This window comes from Streptomyces hoynatensis (genome assembly GCF_003626535.1).
Classification (GTDB): Bacteria; Actinomycetota; Actinomycetes; order Streptomycetales; family Streptomycetaceae; genus Streptomyces; species Streptomyces hoynatensis.
In genome coordinates, this window is sequence record NZ_RBAL01000001.1 from 339,001 (window position 1) to 361,785 (window position 22,785).

Here is a 22,785-nt window from a genome sequence, read left to right on the forward strand (position 1 = left end):
CGCGCCCGCCGCGTCCCTCAGTCGACCGTCACGTAGTCGGGGCCGCCGTACGCGCCGGTGGCCAGCTTGTGCCGCTGCATCAGCAGGTCGTTGAGCAGGCTCGAAGCGCCCAGGCGGAAGCGGCGAGGGGTCAGCCACTCCTCGCCCAGCGTCTCGTTCACCAGCACCAGGTACCTGATCGCGTCCTTCGCCGTGCGAATGCCGCCCGCCGCCTTGACCCCCACCCGGCGCCCGGAGAGGCGGAAGAAATCGCGCACCGCCTGGAGCATCACGAGGGTGTTCGCCGGCGTGGCGTTCACCGCGACCTTGCCCGTCGAGGTCTTGACGAAGTCGGCGCCCGCCAGCATCGCCAGCCAGCTGGCGCGCCGCACGTTGTCGTAGGTGACCAGCTCTCCGTTCTCCAGGATCACCTTCAGATGCGCCCCGCCGCAGGCCTCGCGCACCGCCACGATCTCCTCGAAGACGCGGCGGTAGTCGCCCGCCAGGAACGCGCCGCGGTCGATCACCATGTCGATCTCCGCGGCCCCCGCGGCCACGGCCAGCCGCGTGTCCGCCAGCTTCGCCTCCAGGGGGCCGCGCCCCGAGGGAAAAGCCGTCGCCACCGAGGCCACCGCCACCTCGGAGCCGGCCAGGGCCTCGACCGCCACCCCCACCAGGTCGGGGTACACGCAGACCGCGGCCACGCGCGGCACGTCCCGCACGCCGGGGTCGGGAACCAGCGCCTTCCCGCACAGGGAACGCACCCGGCCCGGGGTGTCCGCGCCTTCGAGCGAGGTCAGGTCGACCATCGAGATCGCCAGGTCGATCGCCAGCCGCTTCGAGGTGGTCTTCACCGATCGCGAGCCGAGGACCTGGGCGCGGGCCTCCAGGCCCACCGCGTCCACGCCCGGCAGGCCGTGCAGGAAGCGGCGGAGCGTCGCATTGGAGGAGGCGACATCCGCCAGGTCCCCCAGGTCCCCCAGGTCACCCGGGGCGGCCGGATCCGCGGGGGCGGGCGGGCTTGCCGCGCTGCCCGCCGGGCCCGGCACGTCCGCGCGGGAGGCCGGGAGGGTGGGGGAAGGACCGGCCGCGGCCTGCGCGGCGGGCCCGGCCGAGGCGGGGGGCTCAGGGGACTGCGGCGAGGGAGGCGGCTGCGGGGAGGGCGGCGAGGCGGGTGGTGCGGCTGGCTCCGATGACATGCTCACCAGGTCAGCATATCTACGCGCGTAGCCGCCTGTCACCGCCGAGGGACGGATCGATCAAAACTGCGTGCTCTCTCCGGGCAACCGAATCGCTGCAAACGGTGGTCGGGAAGGTGAGGGGGTGCCGGATGTACAACGAAGCCGAGGAAGCGTTCCAGGAGTTCGTCCGCAGCAGATGGTCCGCGTTGGTGCGGACCGCCTACCTGCTGACCGGCGATCGGCACTTGGCCGAGGACGTCGTGCAGAGCACCTTGGCCAAGGCCTACCGGTCGTGGCCTCGCGTGTGCCGCAGTGACAACCCTGACGCCTACGTGCGCCGGATGCTCGTCACCTGTCACAGGGACCGTTTCCGCAAGAGACGGGTCGCCGAGCACCTCACCGACATACCGCCCGAGGAGGCGACGGCGCAGGACGACATGGCCCGGGCCGACGAACGCGAGGTGCTCGCCAGGGCACTCGCCGGCCTTCCCAAGCGGCAGCGCGCGGTCGTCGTCCTGCGGTACTGGGAGGACCTGAGCGAGCCCGAGGTGGCCCGGGCGCTGGGCTGCTCCGTCGGCACGGTGAAGAGCCAGGCCGCCAAGGCGCTCGCCAAGCTCCGTGTCCTCCTGGGATCGAGCCGCCTGGCCCTGACCGGCTGAGGCGGAAGCCGAGGGCAAACGAGCCGGGCCCCGCACCGCCGACGGCGGGAGGCGAGAGCCACCGCGCGCGGAAGGCGCGGCGAGCCGGGCGACGGTACGGCTGGGGCCGGTACGCCCCGGTCCCTGGGTGCGGGGCGCGACGCCGCGGCGGCCCTTCGGCCACGTCCGCGCCTCCGCAAGCGCGCCGGAGCGCTCGTCCGCACGGGACGGGAAGCGGCCCGGGCACGCAGCGAACGCAGCGATCACGAGATCACGGGATCGCGGAAGAGAGGGGAAAGGAGAGTCATGACCGACTCGCACATGGAGGAGCAACTGCGCAGGATGCTCGCCGAGCAGGCGGCAGGAGCCGCGCCGTCCGAGCCTCCCTACGGCGCGATAGTGCGGCAGGGGCGCAAGGCCAGGCGCCGGTTCCGCGCCGGCCTCGCGACCGCGGCGGTGGTGCTGGCCGCCATCCCCGGCGGGGCCTTCGCCGCCCAGGGGGAGTGGTTCCGCGACTCCGGGTCCGCCCACGCCGCGGCCCGGCACACCGGCTTCCCCGACGGCGCCGGCGTGACCCCGGTGTCCTCGCCGGCGGACAGCGGTGAGTCCGGCGGCACCGGCCCCTCCGGGCCAGCCGACCCGGAGCGGCAGCTCCTGGACGGCATCACGCTCGCGGACGCCACGGAGTCACTGGAGCGCTGCCTCGACGAGTACCCGCAGGACGTCACCTCCGAGCAGCTGCGGATCGTGCTCGCCTGGGTCTCCCAGGGCGACCCGAACCGCGGGGAGGAGCCTCTGCGGGAGGTGCTGGCGATCAGCGACGACCCCGGGGGGAACTTCCAGGTGGTGTGCTCGGACCGGCCGGAGGGCGACCTTACGGGAGTGATGGTCTCGGGGAGCGACTACGGCACCGGCCTGCCCGTGGCGCCCGACCTCAACGCCACGCGGTTCTTCCACCCCACGACCGGGGAGTGGCGGACGCCCTTCCGGTGGGCGGACTTCGGCCTGGTGGAGCCCGAGGTCCGGCGCGTGACGGTGTCGTACGCGGGGTCGACGGAGGAAGCCGTCCTCGAAGGGCAGTACTTCCTCGTCGCCGGCATAGCGGAGGACCAGCCTACGGATCCCCCGGTGGTCATCGGTTACGGGGCCGACGGCGAGGTGCTGTACGACTCGCGGCAGGACCCCTTCTACGAGCCGGGCATGTGAGCGGCGAGCACGGCATGTGATTGCCGAGACGCCTGGGGACAGGGCCTGACCGAGAGCGCACGGGGTCCGGCACAATCGGAGGCATGAGTAAGCCCGAGAAGTATGCGGACCGCGTCTACCGCTCAGGTTCGGCCATGCTGGCAGGGGTGCTGCTGCTCGGCCTGGCGGGGTGGCTTGGGGGCGACGCGGTGCTGCGTGGCTCGGATCGCACGCCCGTGACCGCCGTGTCCGCGCTGCTCCTGGTGGCGCCGCTGGTCATCGCCTTCACCTTCCGCCCGGCGGTCTTCGCCTCCGACGAGCGCCTGCGCGTGCGGAATCCGTTCCGCACCATCACGGCGCCCTGGGGCGCGGTGGAGACCGTCAGGGCGGGGTACTCCACGGAGTTCCTGGCAGGCGGCGTGAAGTACCAGATGTGGGCCATCCCCGTCTCGCTGCGCGCCCGCTCGAAGGCGACCAGGCACAACGAGGCGCTGGCCGTCCCGGACGAGTCCGGAAGGGCCAGGCGTGGCGGCCTCCTCAGGGCGGGGCTCGGCCTCGGTGGCGGCGGGGGGCTCGGCCTGCCGCAGGACAACGAGCCGCGGACGGCCCCCGGCGACCAGGCGGTGGCCGAGCTGCGGGAGCTGGCCGAGCAGCACGGCGGCGACGAGGCCGCTCAGGGCACCGTGTCGGTGAGCTGGTGCTACGAGGTTCTGGCCCCGGCGGCCCTCGGCGCCGTGTCCCTGCTCGTCCTCTGGCTCACCAGCTGAGCGCCCGGCCGGCGCCCGTCGGGTGAGCGCCTGACAGGCTCCGCGTCGGCCGCCCCCGGCTCCCCGCCCGCGGGGCCGCCCGCGCCGGCCGAGCCGCTCGGCCGCCGGGCGGCACCGGCGCCCGAGCCCGGCCCGTCACGGAGCCGGGGCAGGGCGGCCTCGCGGCCGGGTCAGAGGCCGGCCTGGGCCGCGAAGTCCTCCTTGAGTCCGGCGAGCACCCGGGCGGCCGTGGCCCGTGCACGGGGGAGCGCGTCGAGGCCGGGGACGGGCAGCACCGCCTCCAGGTAGCACTTCAGCTTCGGCTCGGTGCCGCTTGGCCGGACGATGACGCGGGCGGCGGAGACCTCGCCGGCTCCGTCGAGGAGGTACCGCAGTCCCTCGGTCGGGGGCAGCTCGGCCGAGCCCTGCCGCAGGTCCTCGGCGGTGCGCACGCGCAGTCCCGCGAGTTCGCGGGGCGGCTCGGCGCGCAGCCGCCGCAGCGCCTCCGCGATCAGCGAGAGGTCCTGGACCCGCACCGACAGCTGGTCGGTGGCGTGCAGGCCGTGTTCCACCGCGATCTCGTCGAGCAGCGAGGTGAGCGTGCGGCCCTCGCGCTTGAGGCCGGCGGCCAGTTCGGCGAGGGCGAGGGCGGCGGTGATCCCGTCCTTGTCGCGCACGCCCTCCGGGTCGACGCAGTAGCCGAGCGCCTCCTCGTAGGCGTAGGCGAGGCCGGGCACCCGGCCGAGCCACTTGAAGCCCGTGAGCGTCTCGCGGAACGGCAGACCGGCGGCGGCCGCGATCCGGCCGCCGAGGGAGGAGGAGACGATCGAGGTGGCGTGGGTGCCGCGGACGCCCTTGCGCACCAGGTGTGTGGCGAGCAAGGCGCCCACCTCGTCGCCGCGCAGCATGCGCCAGCCGCCGGGCGCGGCCGGGTCGGGCACGCCGACGGCGCACCGGTCGGCGTCCGGGTCGTTCGCGACGACCAGGTCCGCGCCGGGGTCTCCGGCCGCGCGGGCGGTGGCGAAGGCCAGGTCCATCGCGCCCGGCTCCTCCGGGTTGGGGAAGGAGACGGTGGGGAAGTCCGGGTCGGGGGCGGCCTGTTCGGGCACCGGCAGCGGGGCCGGGAAACCGGCCAGGCCGAAGGCGGCGTTCAGCACCTCCTGGCCGACACCGTGCAGCGGCGTGTAGACGATCCGGACGTCGCGCGGCGAGCCCGGGGAGAGGACGGCGCCGCTGCGGGCCAGATAGGCGTCGAGGACCTCCTCGCCGAGCACCTCCCAGCCGCCTTCCGGCCGGGGGACCTCGGCCAGGGGCCCGACGGCGGCGATCCGGGCGGAGATGGCGGTGTCGGCCGGCGGGACGATCTGGCTGCCGTCTCCGAGGTAGACCTTGTAGCCGTTGTCGCGCGGGGGGTTGTGGCTGGCGGTGACCATCACGCCGGCGACCGCCCCCAGGTGGCGGATGGCGAAGGCAAGCACCGGGGTCGGCAGCGGCCGGGGGAGCAGGGCGGCGCGCAGCCCGGCGCCGGTGACGACGGAGGCGGTGTCGCGTGCGAAGTCGGCGCTCTTGTGCCGGGCGTCGTAGCCGATGACGACCAGGCCGGGCGCGTTCTCCCGCAGGTAGGCGGCCAGGCCGGCGGCGGCGCGGATGACGACGGCGCGGTTCATGCGGGCCGGGCCGGCGCCCATCTCGCCGCGGAGTCCCGCCGTTCCGAACTGGAGCGTGCCGAGGAAGCGTTCCGCCACGGCCTCGGTGTCGCCGGCGTCGAGGAGGGCGGCGAGTTCCCGCCTGGTGTCGGGATCGGGGTCCTCGGCGAGCCAGGCGCGTGCCCGGGCGAGCAGTTCCTCGTTGTGCGCGGGGTTCGCCGGGTTTGCCGGGTTTCCTGCGGCCGCTGCGGCCTCTGCGGTCGCGGGGCCGGTCCCGTTGCCGGTTGCGTCGAGGCCTGCGGGGGCCTGTGGCGCGCGTCCCGTCTCGTCGGTGGTGTCGGCCATGCTCAGATCCTGCCGAGTACCTGGGTGAGCAGGGCTCCCATGCGGGCCGCGGAGTCCCGGCCGGCCTGGAGCACCTCCTCGTGGCTGAGGGGTTCGCCGGTGATGCCGGCGGCGAGGTTCGTGACCAGGGAGATGCCCAGCACCTCCGCCCCGGCCTCCCGGGCGGCGATGGCCTCGAGCACCGTGGACATGCCGACCAGGTCGCCGCCGATGGTGCGCACCATGCGGATCTCGGCGGGCGTCTCGTAGTGGGGGCCGGGGAGCTGGACGTAGACGCCCTCTTCCAGGCTGGGGTCGATCTCCTTGCACAGGGCCCGCAGCCGGGGGGAGTAGAGGTCGGTGAGGTCGACGAAGTTGGCGCCGGTGAGGGGGGAGGCCGCGGTCAGGTTGATGTGATCGCTGATCAGTACCGGCTGGCCGGGGACCATGCCGCCGCGCAGGCCGCCGCAGCCGTTGGTGAGCACCACCGTCTTGCAGCCGGCGGCGGCCGCGGTGCGCACCCCGTGGGCGACGGCGGCCACGTCGCGGTTCTCGTAGTAGTGCGTGCGGCCGAGGAAGAGGAGCGCGCGCCTGTCGCCCACCTGGTAGGAGCGGATTTTCCCCTGGTGGCCCTTGGCGGTGGGGGGCGGGAAGCCGGGGAGTTCGGTGACGTTGAACTCGGCTTGGGGTTCGCCGAGTTGGTCCGCCGCCGGGCCCCAGCCCGAGCCCATGACGAGGGCGACGTCATGACTCGCGGTGCCGGTCAGCTCGCGCAGCCTGGCAGCCGCCGCCTCTGCGGTCTCCTCAATCTCAGATGCGTTCACGCGCTGAGCCTAACCGCTCACGGCCTACGCGCGTAGAGGATTGTCACAGGCTACCCGCCGGTCTCGGCCATTCCGGCCGGAAGCGATCGGGAACCTCGGCCCCGGGCCCGGCGGGCGGCGGGTCCCGGCGGCTGCCGCAAGGAGCCGGGCCCGCGGCGCGGCCGGCGAGGCGCGGCGGCTCAGCACGGCCGTTTGCGGAGTTCCATCACGTAGTCGTGCGGGGCCCCGGCCGACTCGGCGGCGTCGGCGATCTCGCCCAGGTAGCGGGCGGAGGGGAGGCCGCCCTCGTAGCCGTTGAGGACGTAGCCCCAGGCCGCGAGGTCCCCGTCGAGGGTGTGCACCCGCAACCTGGTGCGGCGGTAGATGCCCATCCCGACCCCCTCCCAGCGGTCCATGGCCTCCTCGTCCGGTGGCGCGATGTCGTACAGCGCCACGAAGACGCCGGCCGTGGCGAGCTGGTCCTCCACGATGGTGGCCAGCGCTCCCTCCCAGCCCATCTCCTCTCCGCCGAAGGTGAGCCGCCAGCCGGTCAGCCAGCCGGTGCCGCGCAGCGGCGAGTGCGGAGCGCGGCGGGACATCAGCCGGGCGTCGAGGTTTCCGGCGTATGCGGCGTAGAGGGACATGGGACTGAGCGTACGGGAGGGGCGGGGGAGAGCCTCTCTGGTGGGTGGCTGGTACCCCCCGGCCGGGGGCAGGGGGCTGGCCGCGGTTCCGGTCGCTCGTAGGAGACACTGGGAGAGTGACTCGAATCGTGATCATTGGTGGCGGACCCGGCGGCTACGAGGCGGCGCTGGTGGCGGCGCAGCTCGGTGCGGAGGTGACCATCGTCGATCGCGACGGACTCGGCGGTGCGTCGGTGCTGACCGACTGTGTGCCGTCGAAGACCCTCATTGCCACCGCGGAGGTGATGACGAGCTTCGACTCCTCGCACGAGGAGCTCGGCATCGAGATCGACCACGACGGCGACGGCATCGGCGACGAGGTGCGTGGCATAGGGGTCGACCTGGGGAAGGTGAACCGCAGGGTCAAGCGGCTCGCGCTGGCCCAGTCCCACGACATCGACGCCTCGGTCACGCGCGCCGGCGTGCGGCTGCTGCGCGGGCGCGGGCGCCTGGAGCCGGAGCACGCGCTGGACGGTTCGCGCCGGGTCACGGTCACCGACGCGGGGGGCGGGAGCGAGGAGCTGCTCGCCGACTGCGTGCTGATCGCCACCGGCGGCATGCCGCGCGAGCTGCCCGACGCCCGGCCGGACGGCGAGCGCATCCTGACCTGGACGCAGGTGTACGACCTCTCCGAGCTGCCCGAGGAGCTGATCGTGGTGGGCTCCGGGGTGACCGGCGCCGAGTTCGCCGGGGCGTATCAGGCCCTCGGCTCGCGGGTCACCCTGGTGTCCTCGCGCGACCGGGTGCTGCCGGGCGAGGACCCGGACGCCGCGGCCGTGCTGGAGGACGTCTTCCGCCGCCGGGGCATGAACGTGCTCTCCCGTTCCCGGGCGGCCGCGGCCAAGCGGGTCGGCGACCGCGTGGAGGTGACCCTCTCCGATGGGCGCGTCATCTCCGGCACGCACTGTCTGATGGCGGTCGGCGCGGTGCCGAACACGAAGGACATGGGTCTGGTCGAGGCGGGGGTGAAACTGACCGAGTCCGGCCACATCTGGACCGACAAGGTCTCGCGGACCACCGCTCCGGGTGTCTACGCGGCCGGTGACTGCACCGGGGTCCTGGCGCTCGCCTCGGTGGCCGCGATGCAGGGCCGGATCGCCATGTACCACTTCCTGGGCGACGCGGTGACCCCGCTCGACCTCAACACCGTCTCCGCCAACATCTTCACCGACCCGGAGATCGCGACGGTCGGCTACACCCAGGCCGACGTCGACGAGCGCAGGATCGACGCGCGGATCGTGAAGCTGCCGCTGCTGCGCAACCCGCGGGCGAAGATGCAGGGCGTGCGCGACGGATTCGTCAAGCTGTTCTGCCGTCCGGGCACCGGGATCGTCGTCGGCGGGGTGGTGGTCTCGCCCCGCGCCAGTGAGCTGATCCATCCGATATCGATCGCGGTCGACAACAGTCTGACGGTGGAACAGATCGCAAAAGCGTTCACTGTGTACCCGTCTTTGTCCGGGTCGATCGCGGAGGCGGCGAGGCAGCTCCATACCCGGAAGTCGGTCGAGTAACAGTAGGCACTGGTCAGCGCGGGTATCGCGCGGGTGCGCCCCCGACGCATATCACGCCGGGGGCGCACGCACAGACAACTTCGGAAATTCCCCGCAACCTGCTGAAAGTAGACGGTCGTTGGCGTTACTGTCGGTTCCGTGTTCGCTGCAGAACGTCGTCAGATGATTCTCGAGATGGTGCGAGCGAACGGAGCCGTGTCGCTCCGGGAGCTCGCCCGCGTTGTCCAGACCTCAGAAGTGACCGTACGGCGCGATGTACGCGCGCTCGAAGCGGAAGGGCTGCTCGACCGCAGGCACGGTGGTGCGGTGCTGCCCGGTGGCTTCACCCGCGAGTCCGGCTTCCCCCAGCGCGCCACGGCCGCGACGGCGGAGAAGACCGCGATCGCCGAATACGCGGCCGGCCTCGTGCGGGAGGGCGAGGCCATCGTGGTCGGCGCCGGCACGACCACGCAGGAGCTGGCCCGCCGGCTGGCCCGGGTCCCCGGGCTCACGGTCGTGACGAACTCCCTGCTCGTCGCCCAGGCCCTCGCCCACGCCAACCGCGTGGAGGTGGTGATGACCGGCGGCACGTTGCGCGGCTCCAACTACGCGCTGGTCGGCAGCGGGGCGGAGCAGTCGCTGCTCGGGCTGCGGGTCAGCCGGGCGTTCCTCTCCGGGGCCGGGCTGACCGCCGACCGCGGCCTTTCCACCTCGAACATGCTGGCCGCGAGCGTCGACCGGGCCCTGGTGCGGGCCGCGGCCGAGGTGATCGTGCTGGCGGACCATACGAAGCTCGGCTCGGACACGGCGTTCCAGACCGTGCCGACCGACCACATCGCGCACCTGGTGACCAACCAGCCGCCCTCCGAGGCGGTCCGGGCCGCCACCCACCACGAGACGCTGCGGGGCGCGGCCCCGGAGGGCCCGGGGCACGGGGAGCCGCACGCGGACGGGGAGAAGGCCGCCGCGGAGATCGAGGCGCTCATCGAGCAGGGAGTGCGGGTCTCGGTGGCGGGCGGGCCGGCGCCGGCCGCGAAACACCCGGCCGAGCCGCAGCGCCGCGACGGTTCGCTTCCCGGCCCGCGTTCGACGCATCCACCGCTCGGCCCGCGCCTGCCCGACCTGTCCCCGCCCCGCCGCCGGTAGCCGCGCCGGCCCCGGCGCGGCGTTTCGCCCTCCGGCCGCGGAGGGCCATCCCCGGCCCGCGGGAAGGACGGCGCGAGCGCCGGTGGGCGCGCGCCCACCGCTCGTCCGGTGGCGTGCCGGGAAGCCCGCGGGTGCCCGCCCCGGGGGCCTGAGTCTTGCGCGGTGCCGCGCCGATGGGCCCGCCGGGTGGGCCGACCGCCAGGGGGCTCCCCAGGGGGCTCGCGGCGTGCGCTCGCGGGACCAGGAGGGTGCGCCCGCGGGGGGCGTGGGCGCGCGGGCTGCGCGCCGGGCCGCGGGGCCGGGCGCGGCGGCCGGGTGGCGCGGGCCGCCGGGGAGGGCGGCGTCGCGCCTGCGGCCGGGCCGCCGCGGCGCCCGGCTCAGTCCTTGATCTCGCAGATCACCGCGCCCGCCGAGACGGCCGCGCCGACCTCGGCGCTGAGGCTGGTCACCGTGCCCGCCCGGTGCGCGTTGATGGGCTGCTCCATCTTCATCGCCTCGAGGACGATGACGAGTTCGCCCTCCTCGACCTGCTGCCCCTCCTCGACGGCGACCTTCACGATCGTGCCCTGCATCGGCGAGGCAAGCGCCGCTCCGCCGGCCACCGCGCCGCCCCGCTTGGCGGGCTTGCGCCTGGCCGGCCTGGCGCCGCCCGCGACCGCGGCCCTGGCCAGCGGCATGGCCAGCGTCGCCGGCAGGGACACCTCAAGGCGCTTGCCGCCGACCTCGACGACCACCGTCTCGCGGCTGTTCGGCTCCTCGCCCTCCGCGGCCCCGATGCCGCCGAAGGGCTCGATGGTGTTGACGAACTCGGTCTCGATCCACCGGGTGTGGACGGAGAACGGCTCACCGGCGCGGCCGGTCACCTCGGGCGCGAAGGCGGGGTCGCGGACCACGACGCGGTGGAAGGGGATGACGGTCGCCATGCCCTCCACCTGGAACTCCGCCAGCGCGCGCGCCGCGCGCTCCAGCGCCTGCCTGCGGTCCGCGCCGGTCACGATGAGCTTCGCCAGCATCGAGTCCCAGGCCGCGCCGATCACGGAGCCGGACTCCACGCCGGTGTCGACGCGCACGCCGGGGCCCAGCGGCGGGTTGAACGTGGTGACGGTGCCCGGGGCGGGGAGGAAGTTGCGCCCGGCGTCCTCGCCGTTGATGCGGAACTCGATGGAGTGCCCGCGCAGCGGCGGGTCGTCGTAGCCGAGCTTTTCGCCCTCCGCGATGCGCAGCTGCTCGCGCACCAGGTCGAGGCCCGTGACCTCCTCGGAGACCGGGTGCTCCACCTGGAGCCTGGTGTTGACCTCGAGGAAGGAGATCGTGCCGTCCTGCCCGACGAGGAACTCGCAGGTGCCCGCGCCGACGTAGCCCGCCTCCTTGAGGATCGCCTTGGAGGCCGCGTACAGCTCGGCGTTCTGCGCCTCGCTGAGGTAGGGCGCGGGGGCCTCCTCGACGAGCTTCTGGTGGCGCCGCTGGAGGGAGCAGTCGCGGGTGGAGACGATGACCACGTTGCCGTGCCGGTCGGCCAGGCACTGGGTCTCCACGTGCCGCGGCCGGTCGAGGTAGCGCTCGACGAAGCACTCGCCCCGGCCGAAGGCGGCGACCGCCTCGCGCACCGCGGAGTCGTACAGCTCGGGGATCTCCTCCAGGGTGCGCGCCACCTTCAGGCCGCGTCCGCCGCCGCCGAAGGCGGCCTTGATGGCGACCGGGAGGCCGTGTTCGCGCGCGAACTCCACCACCTCGTCGGCGCCGGAGACCGGGTCCTTGGTGCCCGCGACGAGCGGGGCGCCGGCGCGCTGCGCGATGTGCCGCGCGGCCACCTTGTCGCCGAGGGACCGGATCGCGGAGGGCGGCGGCCCGATCCAGGTGAGGCCGGCGTCGAGGACGGCCTGGGCGAAGTCGGCGTTCTCCGACAGGAATCCGTATCCCGGGTGGACGGCGTCGGCGCCGGAGTCCGCGGCGGCCTTGAGGACCTTCTCGAAGTCGAGATAGCTGGCGGCGGGGGTGTCACCGCCCAGCGCGAACGCCTCGTCGGCGGCCCGGACGTGCACGGCGTCCCGGTCCGGATCGGCGTAGACGGCCACACTGGCGATCCCGGCATCCCGGCATGCCCGAGCGACCCGAACGGCGATTTCGCCGCGGTTGGCGATGAGCACCTTGCGCACGATGGCTCCCTCCTTGGAACAAGGCGAGTTTAGGTACTGGCGACACCTTGCAACGAGTCGCCCACAGGAGTGACCTTGCCCACACGCGCCGGAGAGCTGATGCCCCGGCAGGTCATCAGCCCTGCTGTCCCAAGGTACGCGCCCTCTTGGGGTTTCCCTTGGGAATCGGCTGACCGAGTTCAACTCGGGCGCACCAGCACAGCGAGTGGCGATTCCTTTTGTATGGAACCGACAAGAGTGGGGCGGATTCTTTGCGCTCTCGAAAGCCGTTGCACGAGGGCTTGCCGGGTGCGTTACCCGGAAGTAGCGTGCGGGGCGTGAGGCGGGGAAGACGAGGGGTGGCCGCCGGAACGGCGGTGGTGGTGGCCGGCGCCGCGGTGACTCTCGCGGTGCTGAACTGGGTCGTGGGCCTGGCGGCGGACCGGCAGGAGATCTCCGTCGGCGGGGTGTCGCCCGAGGCGCTGAGCGTGGGGGCGTACTGCGGGGGCGGCGTGCTCGGAGCGTTCCTGCTGCTGTGCGGCATCCTGCTGGTGCGGATCGCGGTGCTCGACCGCGCGCCGGGGCGCGCGGCGCGCGCGGCGCTCGTGGCGGCCGCGGTGCTGCACGCGCTGCTGGGGGCGCTGGCCGTCGGCCTGGTGGGCTGGCCGGCCTTCCTCCTGCTGATGCTGGTGTTCTCCCTGCTGATGCTGACCCTCACGCTCTACCCGCCGCCGCCGGACGGGGCAGCGGCCGGCTGAGCGGGCGAGGGGGCCGACGGGGGCCGGGCGGACGGGAGTTCAGGCCCACAGATCGGTGACGGCGAGGCCGAACCCCTCCAGGAGGAGCCGGCGCAGCAGCGGCAGGGACAGCCCGATCACGGTGCCCGGGTCGCCTTCGATGCCCTCGACGAAGGGCGCGGAGCGGCCGTCCAGGGTGAAGGCGCCCGCCACGTGCAGGGGTTCGCCCGAGGCGACGTAGGCGGCGATCTCGGCGTCGGTCGGCTCGCCGAACCGCACGGTCGTGGCGGCCACGCCGGTGGCGCGGCGGCCGTCGGCCGCGTCGATCAGGCAGTGCCCGGTGCGCAGTACGCCCGCCCTGCCGCGCATCGCCTTCCACCTGGCGGTCGCCTCCTCGGCGTCGGCGGGCTTGCCCAGGGCCTGCCCGTCGAGGTCGAGCACCGAGTCGCAGCCGAGGACGAGGGCCCCGGCGGCCTCGGGCCGGGCCGCGACGCTGGCCGCCTTGGCCGCGGCGAGGGCCTGCGCCAGCTCGCCCGGGGTGGGGACTCCGGCGCCGAGCGCCTCCTCGTCCACCCCGCTGACGATCACCTCGGGGGCGAACCCGGCCTGCCGCAACAGCCCGAGCCGCGCCGGGGACTGCGAGGCCAGCACCAGTCGTCTCATGCCCGTCAGGGTAACGGGCCGCGCCGGCGGGCACGCTCCCGCGCCCGCCGCCCGCGCACCCCCCCGTCCGCCTCTCGCGCAACCTCGGCCCGCCCTCCGCGCACCCCCGTCCGCCCCTCGCGCAACTCCCGCCCGCCGCCCGCGCACCGGGCCCACCGGTACCGGCGGCCCCGGGCCACGGCGGGGCGCGCGGAGAGGCGGCGCGAGAGGAGGCGAGGGCGCGGGGGGGCGCGAGACACGGTGGAGCGGGGGCGCGAGGCGCGGCGGAGCGGGGGCGCGAGGCGCGGCGGAGCGGGGGCGCGACGTGCGGCGCGGCCGGGTCAGGCGGAGGGCACGCCGCCGGAGGGCACGTCGTCCGAGGGCACGTCGCCGGCGGGGAGTTGGCCGGCGTCGCCGGAGGCGGCCTCGGCCGGGGGGCCGGGCGGGGCGGGCGCGGGGCCGGCGGGGCCGCGCGTGCGCTCGGTCAGGGAGATCCGGCCGCCGGAGAGGGTGGCCACCCGATCCGCCCGGCGCGCGAGGGAGCTGTCGTGGGTGACGAGCACGAAGGTCAGGCCGAGTTCGCGCCACCTGCTCTCCAGCACCTCCATCACCTCGTCCCGGGTGGACTCGTCGAGGTTGCCGGTCGGCTCGTCGGCGAGCAGCACCTGGGGGCGCTTGGCGAGGGCGCGCGCGATGGCCACGCGCTGCTGCTGGCCGCCGGACAACTCGTCCGGCAGGTGCCCGGCGCGTTCGGCCAGCCCCACCGACTCCAGCGCCTCGGCCGCGCGCCGCCGCCGCTCCGCGGTCCGCAGCCCGAGCGGGACGAGCGCGGTCTCGACGTTCTCGCGCGCGCTCAGCGTCGGGATGAGGTGGAACCCCTGGAAGACGAAGCCGATCCGCTCGGCGCGCAGCCTGGTCAGCTTCGCCTCGGAGAGCCGCGACAGGTCGGTGCCGTCGAGCACCACGCTGCCGCTGGTCGCCCGGTCGAGCCCGCCGAGCAGCTGGAGCAGGGTGGACTTGCCGCCGCCTGTGGGCCCCTTGATGACCAGCCGGTCGCCGGTGGGGACGGTCAGCGAGACGCCGTCGAGGGCGTTCACCGTGGCCTTGCCGCGGCGGTACCTCTTGGTCACGCCGGTGAGTTCGTACATGGATGGCTCTCCGTATCGAAGGGTGCGTCGGGGCGGGGGCGGGTCAGGCGATGCGGCGGAAGGCGTCCGCGGGGCGCAGCCGGGCGGCGCGCCAGGCGGCGAACGCGCCCGCGATCAGGCCGCCGACCACGGCCAGCGCGACGGCGAGCACGACGATGTCCGCGCTGACCGGCGCCGTGAGCCCGATGTCGAGGGACCGGCCCGCGGACTGCGCCGCCTCCTGGCCGCCGAATCCCATCCGCGGCCCGCCGCCCCCGCCGCCGGGCCCGCCGAGTCCGCCGAGCCCGCCCGCGCCGAGTTCCGCGGTGAGGTCGGGCCGTATCTGCGTGAGGGTCCAGGCGGAGCCCAGGCCCACCGCCAGGCCGAGCGCCCCGCCGAAGAGGCCGGTCACCAGCGACTCGGCGAGCACCTGCCGGGTGACCCGCCAGCGCGTCCAGCCCAGGGCCTTGAGGGTGCCGAACTCCCGCACCCGGCGGCTGACCGAGGAGGCGGCCAGCAGCCCGGCGACCAGGAAGGCGGCGGCGAGCACCAGGGAGGAGAGCCACCTCCCCACGCCGTCGGCGAGGTCGGCCGCGGTGGACAGCGAGCCGGAGACCTGGTCGGCCAGGTCGTCGGCGGTGGTGACCTCGGCGTCCTCGATCCGGGCGCCGATCGCCTCCGCCACGGCGTCCAGCCGCGTGGAGTCGGTGGCCTGCACGTAGACGCCGGTGACCTCGTCCTCGTGTCCGGAGAGCCGCTGGGCGGTGGCCAGCGGGATGACGACGTCCGCCGTCGACTCGCCGGTGCCCGGCGTGGTCAGGCCGATCACCTCGAAGTCGGTGTCCGCCATGGTCAGCGTGCCGCCCACCGCGAGGTCGTTTTCCGCGGCGTAGTCGGCGTCCACCAGCGCGGCCTCCGCCTCCGTCTCGTCCGTCGCGAAGGCACGGCCCTCGGTGACCTCCAGGGCGGCCAGCGGCCCGAGCTCCGGCCGGCTGACGTCGGCGCCGAAGACGCTGAACTGGTTGACGTCGAACTGGGCGCCGCCGCCGCCGATCCGGGACTCGCCGCCCTCGCTCCCGCCGGGGCCGCCCGGGGCGGCGCCCCCGGAGTCCTGGCCCTCTTCTGCCTGGTCCTGCCCGCCGTCTTCCCCCTGGACGATCCGGCCGGGGTCGAAGGAGCCGTTGACGCCGATGTCGCGCAGGCTCAGCCCGCCGACCGCGCCGGCCACGTCCCCGAGGCCGGCGATGGTTGCCACCTCGTCCCCGGTCAGCGTCGCGAAGGAGTCGAGCATCAGCATGTCGCTGCCCTGCTCCTCGCCCTCCTGCGCGTCGAAGTCGAATCGCGGCCGGCGCGCATCGCCGCCCTCGGCCCCCTCCTCGCCCTCGCCGGAGGCCCCGGGCTGCTGGAAGGACTTGCCGACGGTCATGTCGGTGCCCAGGCCGTAGAGCGACTGGAGGACCTCGTCCTGGGCCTTGCGCAGGCCGGCGGAGGCCGCGTTCACGATGAGGACCAGGGCGATGCCGAGGGCCAGCCCGGCGGCGATGACGAGCTGCGCCCTCCGGCGTCTGCGCAGCTCGCGTCGCAGGTAGGTGAGGATCATGCCCGGACGTTATGGGCGGGCGCTGAGCCGGTCCTGAGGAGTGCATGAGAGCTCGATGAGAACGCCGGGGCGGCCCCGGCCGGCGCTTCACCTTCGCGCTTCATCGCGTTCATATTCGGTTCTCACAACGTTTTCATTTTCGTCCAGTTGGTTGGTGCCGGCCAGACGAAAGGAGAGCGCGTGACGGCCAGCCGACTGCACGCCTTCAACCGGTACGAGATCAAGTACCTCATCCCCGTGGAAGAGGTGGCGCCGCTGCGGGAGGACCTCGCGCGGCGCCTCCAGGGCGACCCGTTCAGCCCGCCGGGCGGGTACGGGGTCTGGAGCCTCTACTACGACACCCCGCAGCTGCGTTTCTACTGGGAGAAGATCCAGGGCCTGAAGTTCCGCAGGAAACTGCGCATCCGGCACTACGGCGACCTCTCCTCGCTGACCGACGACTCGCCGGTCTACGTCGAGATCAAGCAGCGCGTGAACCGGGTCACCCAGAAGCGCCGCCTGCGGCTGCCGTACCGGGCGGCCAGGCTGCTGTGCGACCGAAGGACCGCGGTCGACCACGCGGAGCAGGAGCGGGCCTTCGTGCAGGAGGTCCTCGACCTCGCGGTGCGGCTCGACCTGCGGCCCACCGCCGTCACCGGCTACCAGCGTGAGGCGCTGGTCGGCCGTGACCAGGACACCGGGCTGCGCGTCACCTTCGACCGGCGAATCCGCGGCCGGGACCGGGACTTCCACCTCGGCACCCAGGGCGCGGAGAACCGGTTCATCATCCCGCCCCGCCTGGCCGTCATGGAGATCAAGGTGAACGAGCGGGTCCCGTACTGGATCACCGACCTGACCGCGAAGCGGAATCTCAGCGTGGTGCGGGTCTCCAAGTACTGCCAGGGCATCGAGGCGTACGGAAGAGCCCCCCGCTCGGTGTTCCACGTCGCGGAGGAGGACGTCACCCTCCCCGGACGCTCCCCCGCCGGCCGCCCCGGCCCCCACGCGGACCCGCACCCTCACGGCGGGACGCATCCCCACGCCCACGCCCACGCCCACCCCGAGGAAGGCCCCCTCCATGTCGCTTGATCTCCAGGATCTGAGCGGGACGTTCAGCACCGCCGACATCGTTCTCTGCCTCGCGCTCTCCTTCGCGCTGAGCATGATGACCGGCTTCGTGTACCGGGCCACCCACAGGAACGTCTCCTACAGCCAGTCCTATGTGCAGACGCTGGTCATCGTCGGCATGATCGTCTCGCTGATCCTGCTCGTCGTCGGCTCCAACCTGGCCCGCGCCTTCTCGCTGGTCGGGGCGCTCTCCGTGGTCCGGTTCCGCAACGCGATCAAGGAGACGCGGGACGTCGGCTTCATCTTCCTGGTGATGGGCCTGGGCATGGCCTGCGGCGCCCGCTTCTACACGCTGGCCCTGATCGGCGGCGTCACCATCTGCGTGATCATCTTCGCGATGCACCGGTTCGACGTCTTCGCGCTGAACGTGCAGCGGCAGGTGGTCAAGGTGCAGGTGCCGGCCGGCGAGGATCACGCGCCCGCCATCGAGGACGTCCTGGTCCGCTTCACCACCGAGTTCGAGCTGGTGAGCACCGAGTCCATCCGCGGCGGCGCCCTCACCGAGGTCTTCTACACCGTGCGCCTGAAGAAGGGCCACACGCCGGGCGAACTCGTCGCGGCGATACAGGAGCGGACGTACGGCCAGCGGGTCACGGTCCTCACCGGATACGACCAGACGGACCTGTGATGGGAGCGCTGCGGCGACGCCTTCCGGTCCGGGTGCGGCAGAACTGGCGGCCGGTGTCGGCGCTGGTGGCCGGCCTCGGGGTGCTGCTGGTGTTCTTCGGCAGCTCCCGGGTGAGCCCCTGGGTCACCAGCGCCTCGGACGGCGAGGGCGAGCAGATCGTCGAGAACATCTCCGGGGCCGTGGACCTCTACGACCGGTCGGTGGCGCACTCCATCCGCCTCGACTACGACGAGGACGACTACGCCGAGATGATGGAGGACTTCCAGGAGGACGGCGAGAAGAACTCCATCGAGGCCGACCTCACCCTCGACGGCACCTTCATCGAGAGCGTGGGCCTCAGGCTCAAGGGCAACTCCACGCTCCAGAGCCTGCGTACCGGCGATTCCGCGCCCGGGGGCGGCCGGGCACCGGCGGAAGGCGGGGCCGGGCCCGACCAGGAACAGACGCAGGAGGGCCAGGAAGGACAAGAGGCTCAGGAGGGGCAGGGCGAAGGGGCGGGGGAGGTGCAACGTGGCTTCGGCGGCGGCGGGTTCGGCGGCATGGTGCAGCTCTCGCCGGACAAGCCCGAGGAACTGCCCTGGCTCATCAGCATCGACGAGTACGTCGAGGGCCGCGCCTACCAGGGGCACCAGGAGATCTCCGTCCGCCCGGGCAGCGACGGCCAGGTCCCGCTCAACGAGGCCGTGTCGCTGTCCCTGATGGACGCCTCGGACCAGCCCGCGGAACGGTTCGCCTTCTCCTCCTTCGCCGTGAACGACCGGCCCACGACCACCCGGCTCGTGGTGGAGAACCCGGGGCCGAGCTACGGCGAGGCCACCGTCGGCACCAACGGGGTGCTCTACAAGGCGCGCGCCGGCAGCCGGTTCGCCTACCAGGGTGAGGACCCCACCGCGTACGAGGACGACTTCAACCAGCTCACCAAGAAGGGCAGCCAGGACCTCCAGCCGGTGATCGACCTGATCAAGTGGGCCGAGGAGGCCACCGACGAGGAGTTCGCGGCCGAACTGTCCGCGCACGTCGACGTCTCCTCCTTCGCGGACTACGTGGCGACGCAGAACCTGCTGCTGAACAACGACGACATGGCGGGCCCCGGCCGCAACTACCTGCTGTGGTACGACCTGGACACCGGGAGGTTCTCCGTCCTGGGCTGGGACTTCAACCTGACCTTCAGCGGGGACCCGGCGCTGGGGCCCGAGGAGTCGACCTCCATGGGCGGCGGCATGGGCCCGGGCGGCGGCGCCCTGGACGGCGCGGATCAAGGCACGCAGGACGGCGCGGATCAAGGCGCCCAGGACGGCGTGGCGGAAGGGGCGCAGCCCGCGCCCGGGGAGGGACAGGCCCCGCCGGACGCCCAGGGACAGGACGCCGCGGGGGCCGGCGAGCCCCCGCAGCTCCCGGAGGGCTTCCCGGCCGGCGGCCCGGCGAACGGAGCCGGCGGCTTCCCGGCCCCCGGAGTCCAGGAGGGTGGCACGGACGGCGGAGGGGACGGCGCAACGAACGGTGGGGGCGACGGCGGCGCGGCCGGGGACGAAGGGGCCCGAGGCGGCCCCGGCGGGGCCGGGGGCGGGATGACGGCGTCGAACACCCTCAAGGACCGCTTCCTGGAGCTCGACGCCTTCGACGAGGTCTACGCGGACGCCTACCGCGACCTCTACCAGCGGTTCTACGCCTCGGGCACGGCCGTGGACCTGCTGGACACGCTGGCCGGCCAGGCCGCGGACGCGGGCGCTGGAGGGTCTGAACTCGACGCCGCCGTGGAGCAGTTGCGCGGCACCCTCACCGAGCGCGCCGAGGCCCTGGCGGGCGAGGAGCTGATCGGCGGCTGAGGCGCCGCGCCCCCGCCGCCGGCCGAGGCGCCGCGCCCCGTGGCCCCGACGCCCGTGGCCCGGCGCCTCAGGCCCCGGCGGGCCAGTAGCTGGTCCGCCAGGCGCCGGGGGCCGGGGCGGGCAGCGGGCGCGGCACGTTGCGCGCCGGGTCGGACCAGGCCGGGATGCGGGCCTGGCGGCTGGTGGCCTCGGCGCCGGCCGCGGCGGCGACGCGCGCCTGCACGACGGCGACGGCGGCGGCCAGCTCCTCCGGGGTCGGATTGCCCCGCACGATTCTGATCACGGCCACTCCCGGGTCGCTCGCGCCCTTCACCGGCCCGGTCATTCTAGGCTCGCCCCGCGAGGACCCGGGCGCAGGAACCGGGCCGGGCAACGGAGCGGGACCGGGATGCGGAGTGGAGAGGCCCTGACATGCGCGCTGTGGTGATGCTCGACGCCGCGCCGGGCGAGCCCGTGGTGGCGGACGTGCCGGTGCCCCGGCCGGCCGAGGACGAACTGCTGGTCAAGGTCGCCGGGGCCTCCGTCAACGGCCTCGATGTGGCCGCGGCCTCCGGGCGGCTGGAGGCGGCGGCCGGGCGGCGCCGTCCCCTCGCGCTCGGCCGGGACTTCTCCGGCACCGTCGTCGCCATCGGGGCGGGGGTGACCGAGTTCGGCGTCGGCGAGGCGGTGTTCGGCGCGCTGCCGATGCCGGGCCGCGGCGTGGGCTCGCTGGCCGAGTACCTGACCGTGCCCGTGGGGCAGGGCGTCGCGCGGATTCCGGGCGGCGTCACCCCGCGGGACGCCGGGGTGCTCGCCGTGGCGGGCAGCGCGGCGCTGGCCGCGGTGGAGGCGGTGCGGCCGGAGCCGGGGGAGGCGGTCCTGGTGGTCGGCGCCACCGGGGGCGTCGGCTCCTTCGCCGTGCAGTACGCGGCGCAGCGCGGCGCCCGGGTGATCGCCACGGCGCGGCCCGGCGTGGAGACCCAGTTCGTGCGGGACCTGGCCGGCCGGGAGGGCCGGGTGGTGGACCGCAGCCGGGAGCTGACCGCGCAGGTCAGGCGGCTGGAGCCCGGGGGAGTCGCGGCCGTGCTGCACCTGGCGGGCGACGCCTCCCCGCTGCCCGGGCTGCTGGCGCCCGGCGGGCGCCTGGCCTCCACCCTCGGCCCCACGGCGCAGGGCGCCAGGGCCGTCACCGCGGACCCGGACGCGGCCACGCTAAAGCGGCTGGGCGAGGACGTCGCCGCGGGCCGCATCGAGGTCCGCATCACCCGCACCTACTCGCTGGGCGAGGCCCCCACGGCGTTCACGAATTTCGCCGCGGGCACCCTGGGCAAGCTGGCCGTCAGCGTGGCCTGACCGGCGCGCGGCACGGCCCGGCGGCGGGCACGTCGGCGCGCCCGCCGTTCCGGCCCCTCCGGCACGGCCCCTTCCGGCACGGCCCCTTCCGGCACGGCCCCTTCCGGCACCCCTCGGAGACGGCCCTCCGCCGCCGCGCCCGGCCCGGGCTACAGCGGGATGTTCCCGTGCTTCCTCGGGGGCAGCTGCTCGCGCTTGGTGCGCAGGGCCCGCAGGCCCCGCACGATGTGGCGGCGGGTCTGCGAGGGCGGGATCACCGCGTCCACGTAGCCGCGCTCGGCGGCGACGTACGGGTTGAGCAGCGCGTCCTCGTACTCCCGGGTCAGGCGCTCGCGCGTCTCCTCCCGCTCCTGCTCCGAGTCGAGCGCCGCCAGGGTGCGCCGGTGCAGGATGTTCACCGCGCCCTGCGCCCCCATGACGGCGATCTGCGCCGTCGGCCAGGCGAGGTTGAGGTCGGCGCCCAGGTGCTTGGAGCCCATGACGTCGTAGGCCCCGCCGAAGGCCTTCCTGGTGATGACCGTGATCAGCGGCACGGTGGCCTCCGCGTAGGCGTAGATCAGCTTCGCGCCGCGCCGGATGATGCCGTTGTACTCCTGGTCCGTCCCCGGCAGGAAGCCCGGCACATCCACGAAGGTCAGCACGGGGATGTTGAACGCGTCGCAGGTCCGCACGAACCTGGCCGCCTTCTCCGAGGCCTTGATGTCCAGGCACCCGGCGAACTGCAGCGGCTGGTTGGCCACCACCCCCACCGCGTGGCCCTCCACCCGGCCGAAGCCGGTGAGGATGTTCGGCGCGAACAGCGGCTGGGTCTCCAGGAACTCCCCGTCGTCGAGCACGCCCTCGACGGCCTCGTGCATGTCGTAGGGCTGGTTGGCCGAGTCGGGGACCAGCGCGTCCAGCTCCAGGTCCTCCGCGGTGACCTCCAGGTCCGCGGGCTGCTCGTAGGCCGGCGGCTCGGAGAGGTTGTTGGAAGGCAGGTAGGACAGCAGGGCCCTGACGTAGTCGATGGCGTCCTTCTCGTCGCCCGCCATGTGGTGCGCCACCCCGGAGAGCGTGTTGTGGGTCCGCGCGCCCCCGAGGTCCTCGAAGCCGACGTCCTCGCCGGTCACCGTCTTGATCACATCCGGGCCCGTGATGAACATGTGGGAGGTCTGATCGACCATCACCGTGAAGTCCGTGATCGCGGGGGAGTAGACGGCGCCGCCCGCGCAGGGCCCCAGGATCAGCGAGATCTGCGGCACCACCCCGGAGGCGTGGACGTTGCGCCGGAAGATCTCCGCGAACAGGCCGAGCGCCGCGACCCCCTCCTGAATCCGCGCCCCGCCGCCGTCGTTGATCCCGATGACGGGGCAGCCCGTCTTCAGCGCGAAGTCGAGGACCTTGACGATCTTCTCGCCGTAGACCTCGCCGAGCGAGCCGCCGAAGACCGTGAAGTCCTGCGAGTACACGCAGACCGGCCTGCCGTCCACCGTGCCGTAGCCGGTGACGACCCCGTCGCCGTAGGGCCGGTTCCGCTCGATGCCGAAGGTGGTGGCCCGGTGCCTGGCGAACTCGTCGAGCTCGGTGAACGAGCCCTCGTCGAGCAGCAGGTCGATCCGCTCACGGGCCGTCAGCTTGCCCTTGGCGTGCTGCTTCTCCACCGCCCTCGCCGACCCCGCGTGGGCCGCCTCGGCCGTACGGCGTGCGAGGTCCGCCAGCTTGCCCGCGGTGGTGTGGATGTCGTCAGCGTCGGACACCGGCCGGTCCTCCTCGTCCTCGGGGCGCCCTGGTGGCTACCGCACCGTAGGGTAACGGCGCGTCCCACGCGGGCAGCCGCGGCCCCGGCCCCCG

The 22,785-nt window shown here is 74.0% G+C and carries 20 protein-coding genes; 10 read left to right on the plus strand and 10 right to left on the minus strand.

All coding sequences use genetic code 11. The annotated features are described in order from the left end of the window. Positions 1-17 precede the first annotated feature (17 nt). Positions 18-1,184, minus strand: a complete 1,167-nt coding sequence (deoC, locus tag D7294_RS01505) for a deoxyribose-phosphate aldolase (protein ID WP_241562025.1) — start codon at positions 1,182-1,184, stop codon at positions 18-20. Between the two features lie 125 nt (positions 1,185-1,309). On the opposite strand from deoC, the gene D7294_RS01510 reads away from it, so the two are divergent. From D7294_RS01510 to D7294_RS01520, 3 genes are all read left to right on the plus strand, one after another. Then, positions 1,310-1,819: a SigE family RNA polymerase sigma factor gene (locus D7294_RS01510; RefSeq protein WP_120674558.1), complete on the plus strand. Its 510-nt coding sequence runs from the start codon at positions 1,310-1,312 to the stop codon at positions 1,817-1,819. A gap of 285 nt (positions 1,820-2,104) precedes the next feature. After that, a complete protein-coding gene (locus D7294_RS01515) occupies positions 2,105-3,004 on the plus strand; it encodes a hypothetical protein (protein ID WP_120674559.1) in 900 nt (299 codons plus the stop codon). Positions 3,005-3,087: 83 nt separating this feature from the next. Beyond that, the gene (locus D7294_RS01520; RefSeq protein WP_120674560.1) at positions 3,088-3,750 is read left to right on the plus strand and encodes a PH domain-containing protein; all 663 of its coding nucleotides are present in this window, start codon (positions 3,088-3,090) and stop codon (positions 3,748-3,750) included. Between the two features lie 170 nt (positions 3,751-3,920). Here the strand turns inward: D7294_RS01520 and D7294_RS01525 are convergent, their stop codons facing one another. The 3 genes from D7294_RS01525 to D7294_RS01535 form a co-directional block, all read right to left on the minus strand. Further along, positions 3,921-5,720: a phospho-sugar mutase gene (locus D7294_RS01525; RefSeq protein WP_120674561.1), complete on the minus strand. Its 1,800-nt coding sequence runs from the start codon at positions 5,718-5,720 to the stop codon at positions 3,921-3,923. 2 nt (positions 5,721-5,722) lie between these two features. Continuing rightward, on the minus strand, positions 5,723-6,523 hold the full coding sequence (locus tag D7294_RS01530) for a purine-nucleoside phosphorylase (protein ID WP_120674562.1): 801 nt from the start codon (positions 6,521-6,523) through the stop codon (positions 5,723-5,725). A 179-nt stretch (positions 6,524-6,702) separates the two neighbouring features. After that, complete coding sequence (locus tag D7294_RS01535; protein WP_120674563.1) at positions 6,703-7,146, minus strand: gamma-glutamylcyclotransferase family protein; 444 nt, start codon at positions 7,144-7,146, stop codon at positions 6,703-6,705. A 116-nt stretch (positions 7,147-7,262) separates the two neighbouring features. Between D7294_RS01535 and D7294_RS01540 the strand changes: the two genes are divergently transcribed. Both D7294_RS01540 and D7294_RS01545 read left to right on the plus strand, forming a co-directional pair. Next, positions 7,263-8,696, plus strand: coding sequence for an NAD(P)H-quinone dehydrogenase (locus tag D7294_RS01540; protein ID WP_120674564.1), 1,434 nt, complete (start codon positions 7,263-7,265; stop codon positions 8,694-8,696). A gap of 174 nt (positions 8,697-8,870) precedes the next feature. Beyond that, positions 8,871-9,821 (plus strand): DeoR/GlpR family DNA-binding transcription regulator, encoded by a 951-nt coding sequence (locus tag D7294_RS01545; protein ID WP_241562026.1) that lies wholly within the window; start codon positions 8,871-8,873, stop codon positions 9,819-9,821. Between the two features lie 377 nt (positions 9,822-10,198). Here D7294_RS01545 and D7294_RS01550 read toward each other — a convergent pair whose 3' ends face one another. Next, the gene (locus D7294_RS01550) at positions 10,199-11,977 is read right to left on the minus strand and encodes an ATP-binding protein (RefSeq protein WP_120674566.1); all 1,779 of its coding nucleotides are present in this window, start codon (positions 11,975-11,977) and stop codon (positions 10,199-10,201) included. 338 nt (positions 11,978-12,315) lie between these two features. On the opposite strand from D7294_RS01550, the gene D7294_RS01555 reads away from it, so the two are divergent. Next, positions 12,316-12,714, plus strand: coding sequence for a hypothetical protein (locus D7294_RS01555; protein WP_241562027.1), 399 nt, complete (start codon positions 12,316-12,318; stop codon positions 12,712-12,714). Positions 12,715-12,753: 39 nt separating this feature from the next. On the opposite strand, the gene D7294_RS01560 is transcribed toward D7294_RS01555, so the two are convergent. The 3 genes from D7294_RS01560 to D7294_RS01570 form a co-directional block, all read right to left on the minus strand. Beyond that, a complete protein-coding gene (locus tag D7294_RS01560) occupies positions 12,754-13,356 on the minus strand; it encodes a Maf family protein (protein WP_174248242.1) in 603 nt (200 codons plus the stop codon). Between the two features lie 320 nt (positions 13,357-13,676). Beyond that, positions 13,677-14,483, minus strand: a complete 807-nt coding sequence (locus D7294_RS01565; protein WP_120674568.1) for an ABC transporter ATP-binding protein — start codon at positions 14,481-14,483, stop codon at positions 13,677-13,679. A 43-nt stretch (positions 14,484-14,526) separates the two neighbouring features. Then, a complete protein-coding gene (locus D7294_RS01570) occupies positions 14,527-16,062 on the minus strand; it encodes an ABC transporter permease (protein WP_120674570.1) in 1,536 nt (511 codons plus the stop codon). Between the two features lie 180 nt (positions 16,063-16,242). Here D7294_RS01570 and D7294_RS01575 point away from each other — a divergent pair, with 180 nt between their 5' ends. From D7294_RS01575 to D7294_RS01585, 3 genes are read left to right on the plus strand one after another with little or no spacing between them, the layout of a single operon-like run. Continuing rightward, on the plus strand, positions 16,243-17,130 hold the full coding sequence (locus tag D7294_RS01575; RefSeq protein WP_338325600.1) for a polyphosphate polymerase domain-containing protein: 888 nt from the start codon (positions 16,243-16,245) through the stop codon (positions 17,128-17,130). After that, on the plus strand, positions 17,120-17,797 hold the full coding sequence (locus D7294_RS01580; protein WP_120674574.1) for a DUF4956 domain-containing protein: 678 nt from the start codon (positions 17,120-17,122) through the stop codon (positions 17,795-17,797). Before D7294_RS01575 ends, D7294_RS01580 begins: the two co-directional genes overlap by 11 nt. Beyond that, a complete protein-coding gene (locus D7294_RS01585) occupies positions 17,797-19,623 on the plus strand; it encodes a CotH kinase family protein (protein WP_120674576.1) in 1,827 nt (608 codons plus the stop codon). The genes D7294_RS01580 and D7294_RS01585 overlap by 1 nt, the downstream gene beginning before the upstream one ends. A 67-nt stretch (positions 19,624-19,690) precedes the next feature. On the opposite strand, the gene D7294_RS01590 is transcribed toward D7294_RS01585, so the two are convergent. Next, on the minus strand, positions 19,691-19,906 hold the full coding sequence (locus tag D7294_RS01590; protein ID WP_120675254.1) for an acyl-CoA carboxylase epsilon subunit: 216 nt from the start codon (positions 19,904-19,906) through the stop codon (positions 19,691-19,693). Positions 19,907-20,034: 128 nt separating this feature from the next. On the opposite strand from D7294_RS01590, the gene D7294_RS01595 reads away from it, so the two are divergent. After that, positions 20,035-20,955, plus strand: a complete 921-nt coding sequence (locus D7294_RS01595) for an NADP-dependent oxidoreductase (protein ID WP_120674578.1) — start codon at positions 20,035-20,037, stop codon at positions 20,953-20,955. 149 nt (positions 20,956-21,104) lie between these two features. On the opposite strand, the gene D7294_RS01600 is transcribed toward D7294_RS01595, so the two are convergent. Further along, positions 21,105-22,691, minus strand: a complete 1,587-nt coding sequence (locus D7294_RS01600) for an acyl-CoA carboxylase subunit beta (protein ID WP_120674580.1) — start codon at positions 22,689-22,691, stop codon at positions 21,105-21,107. Positions 22,692-22,785: the final 94 nt, after the last annotated feature.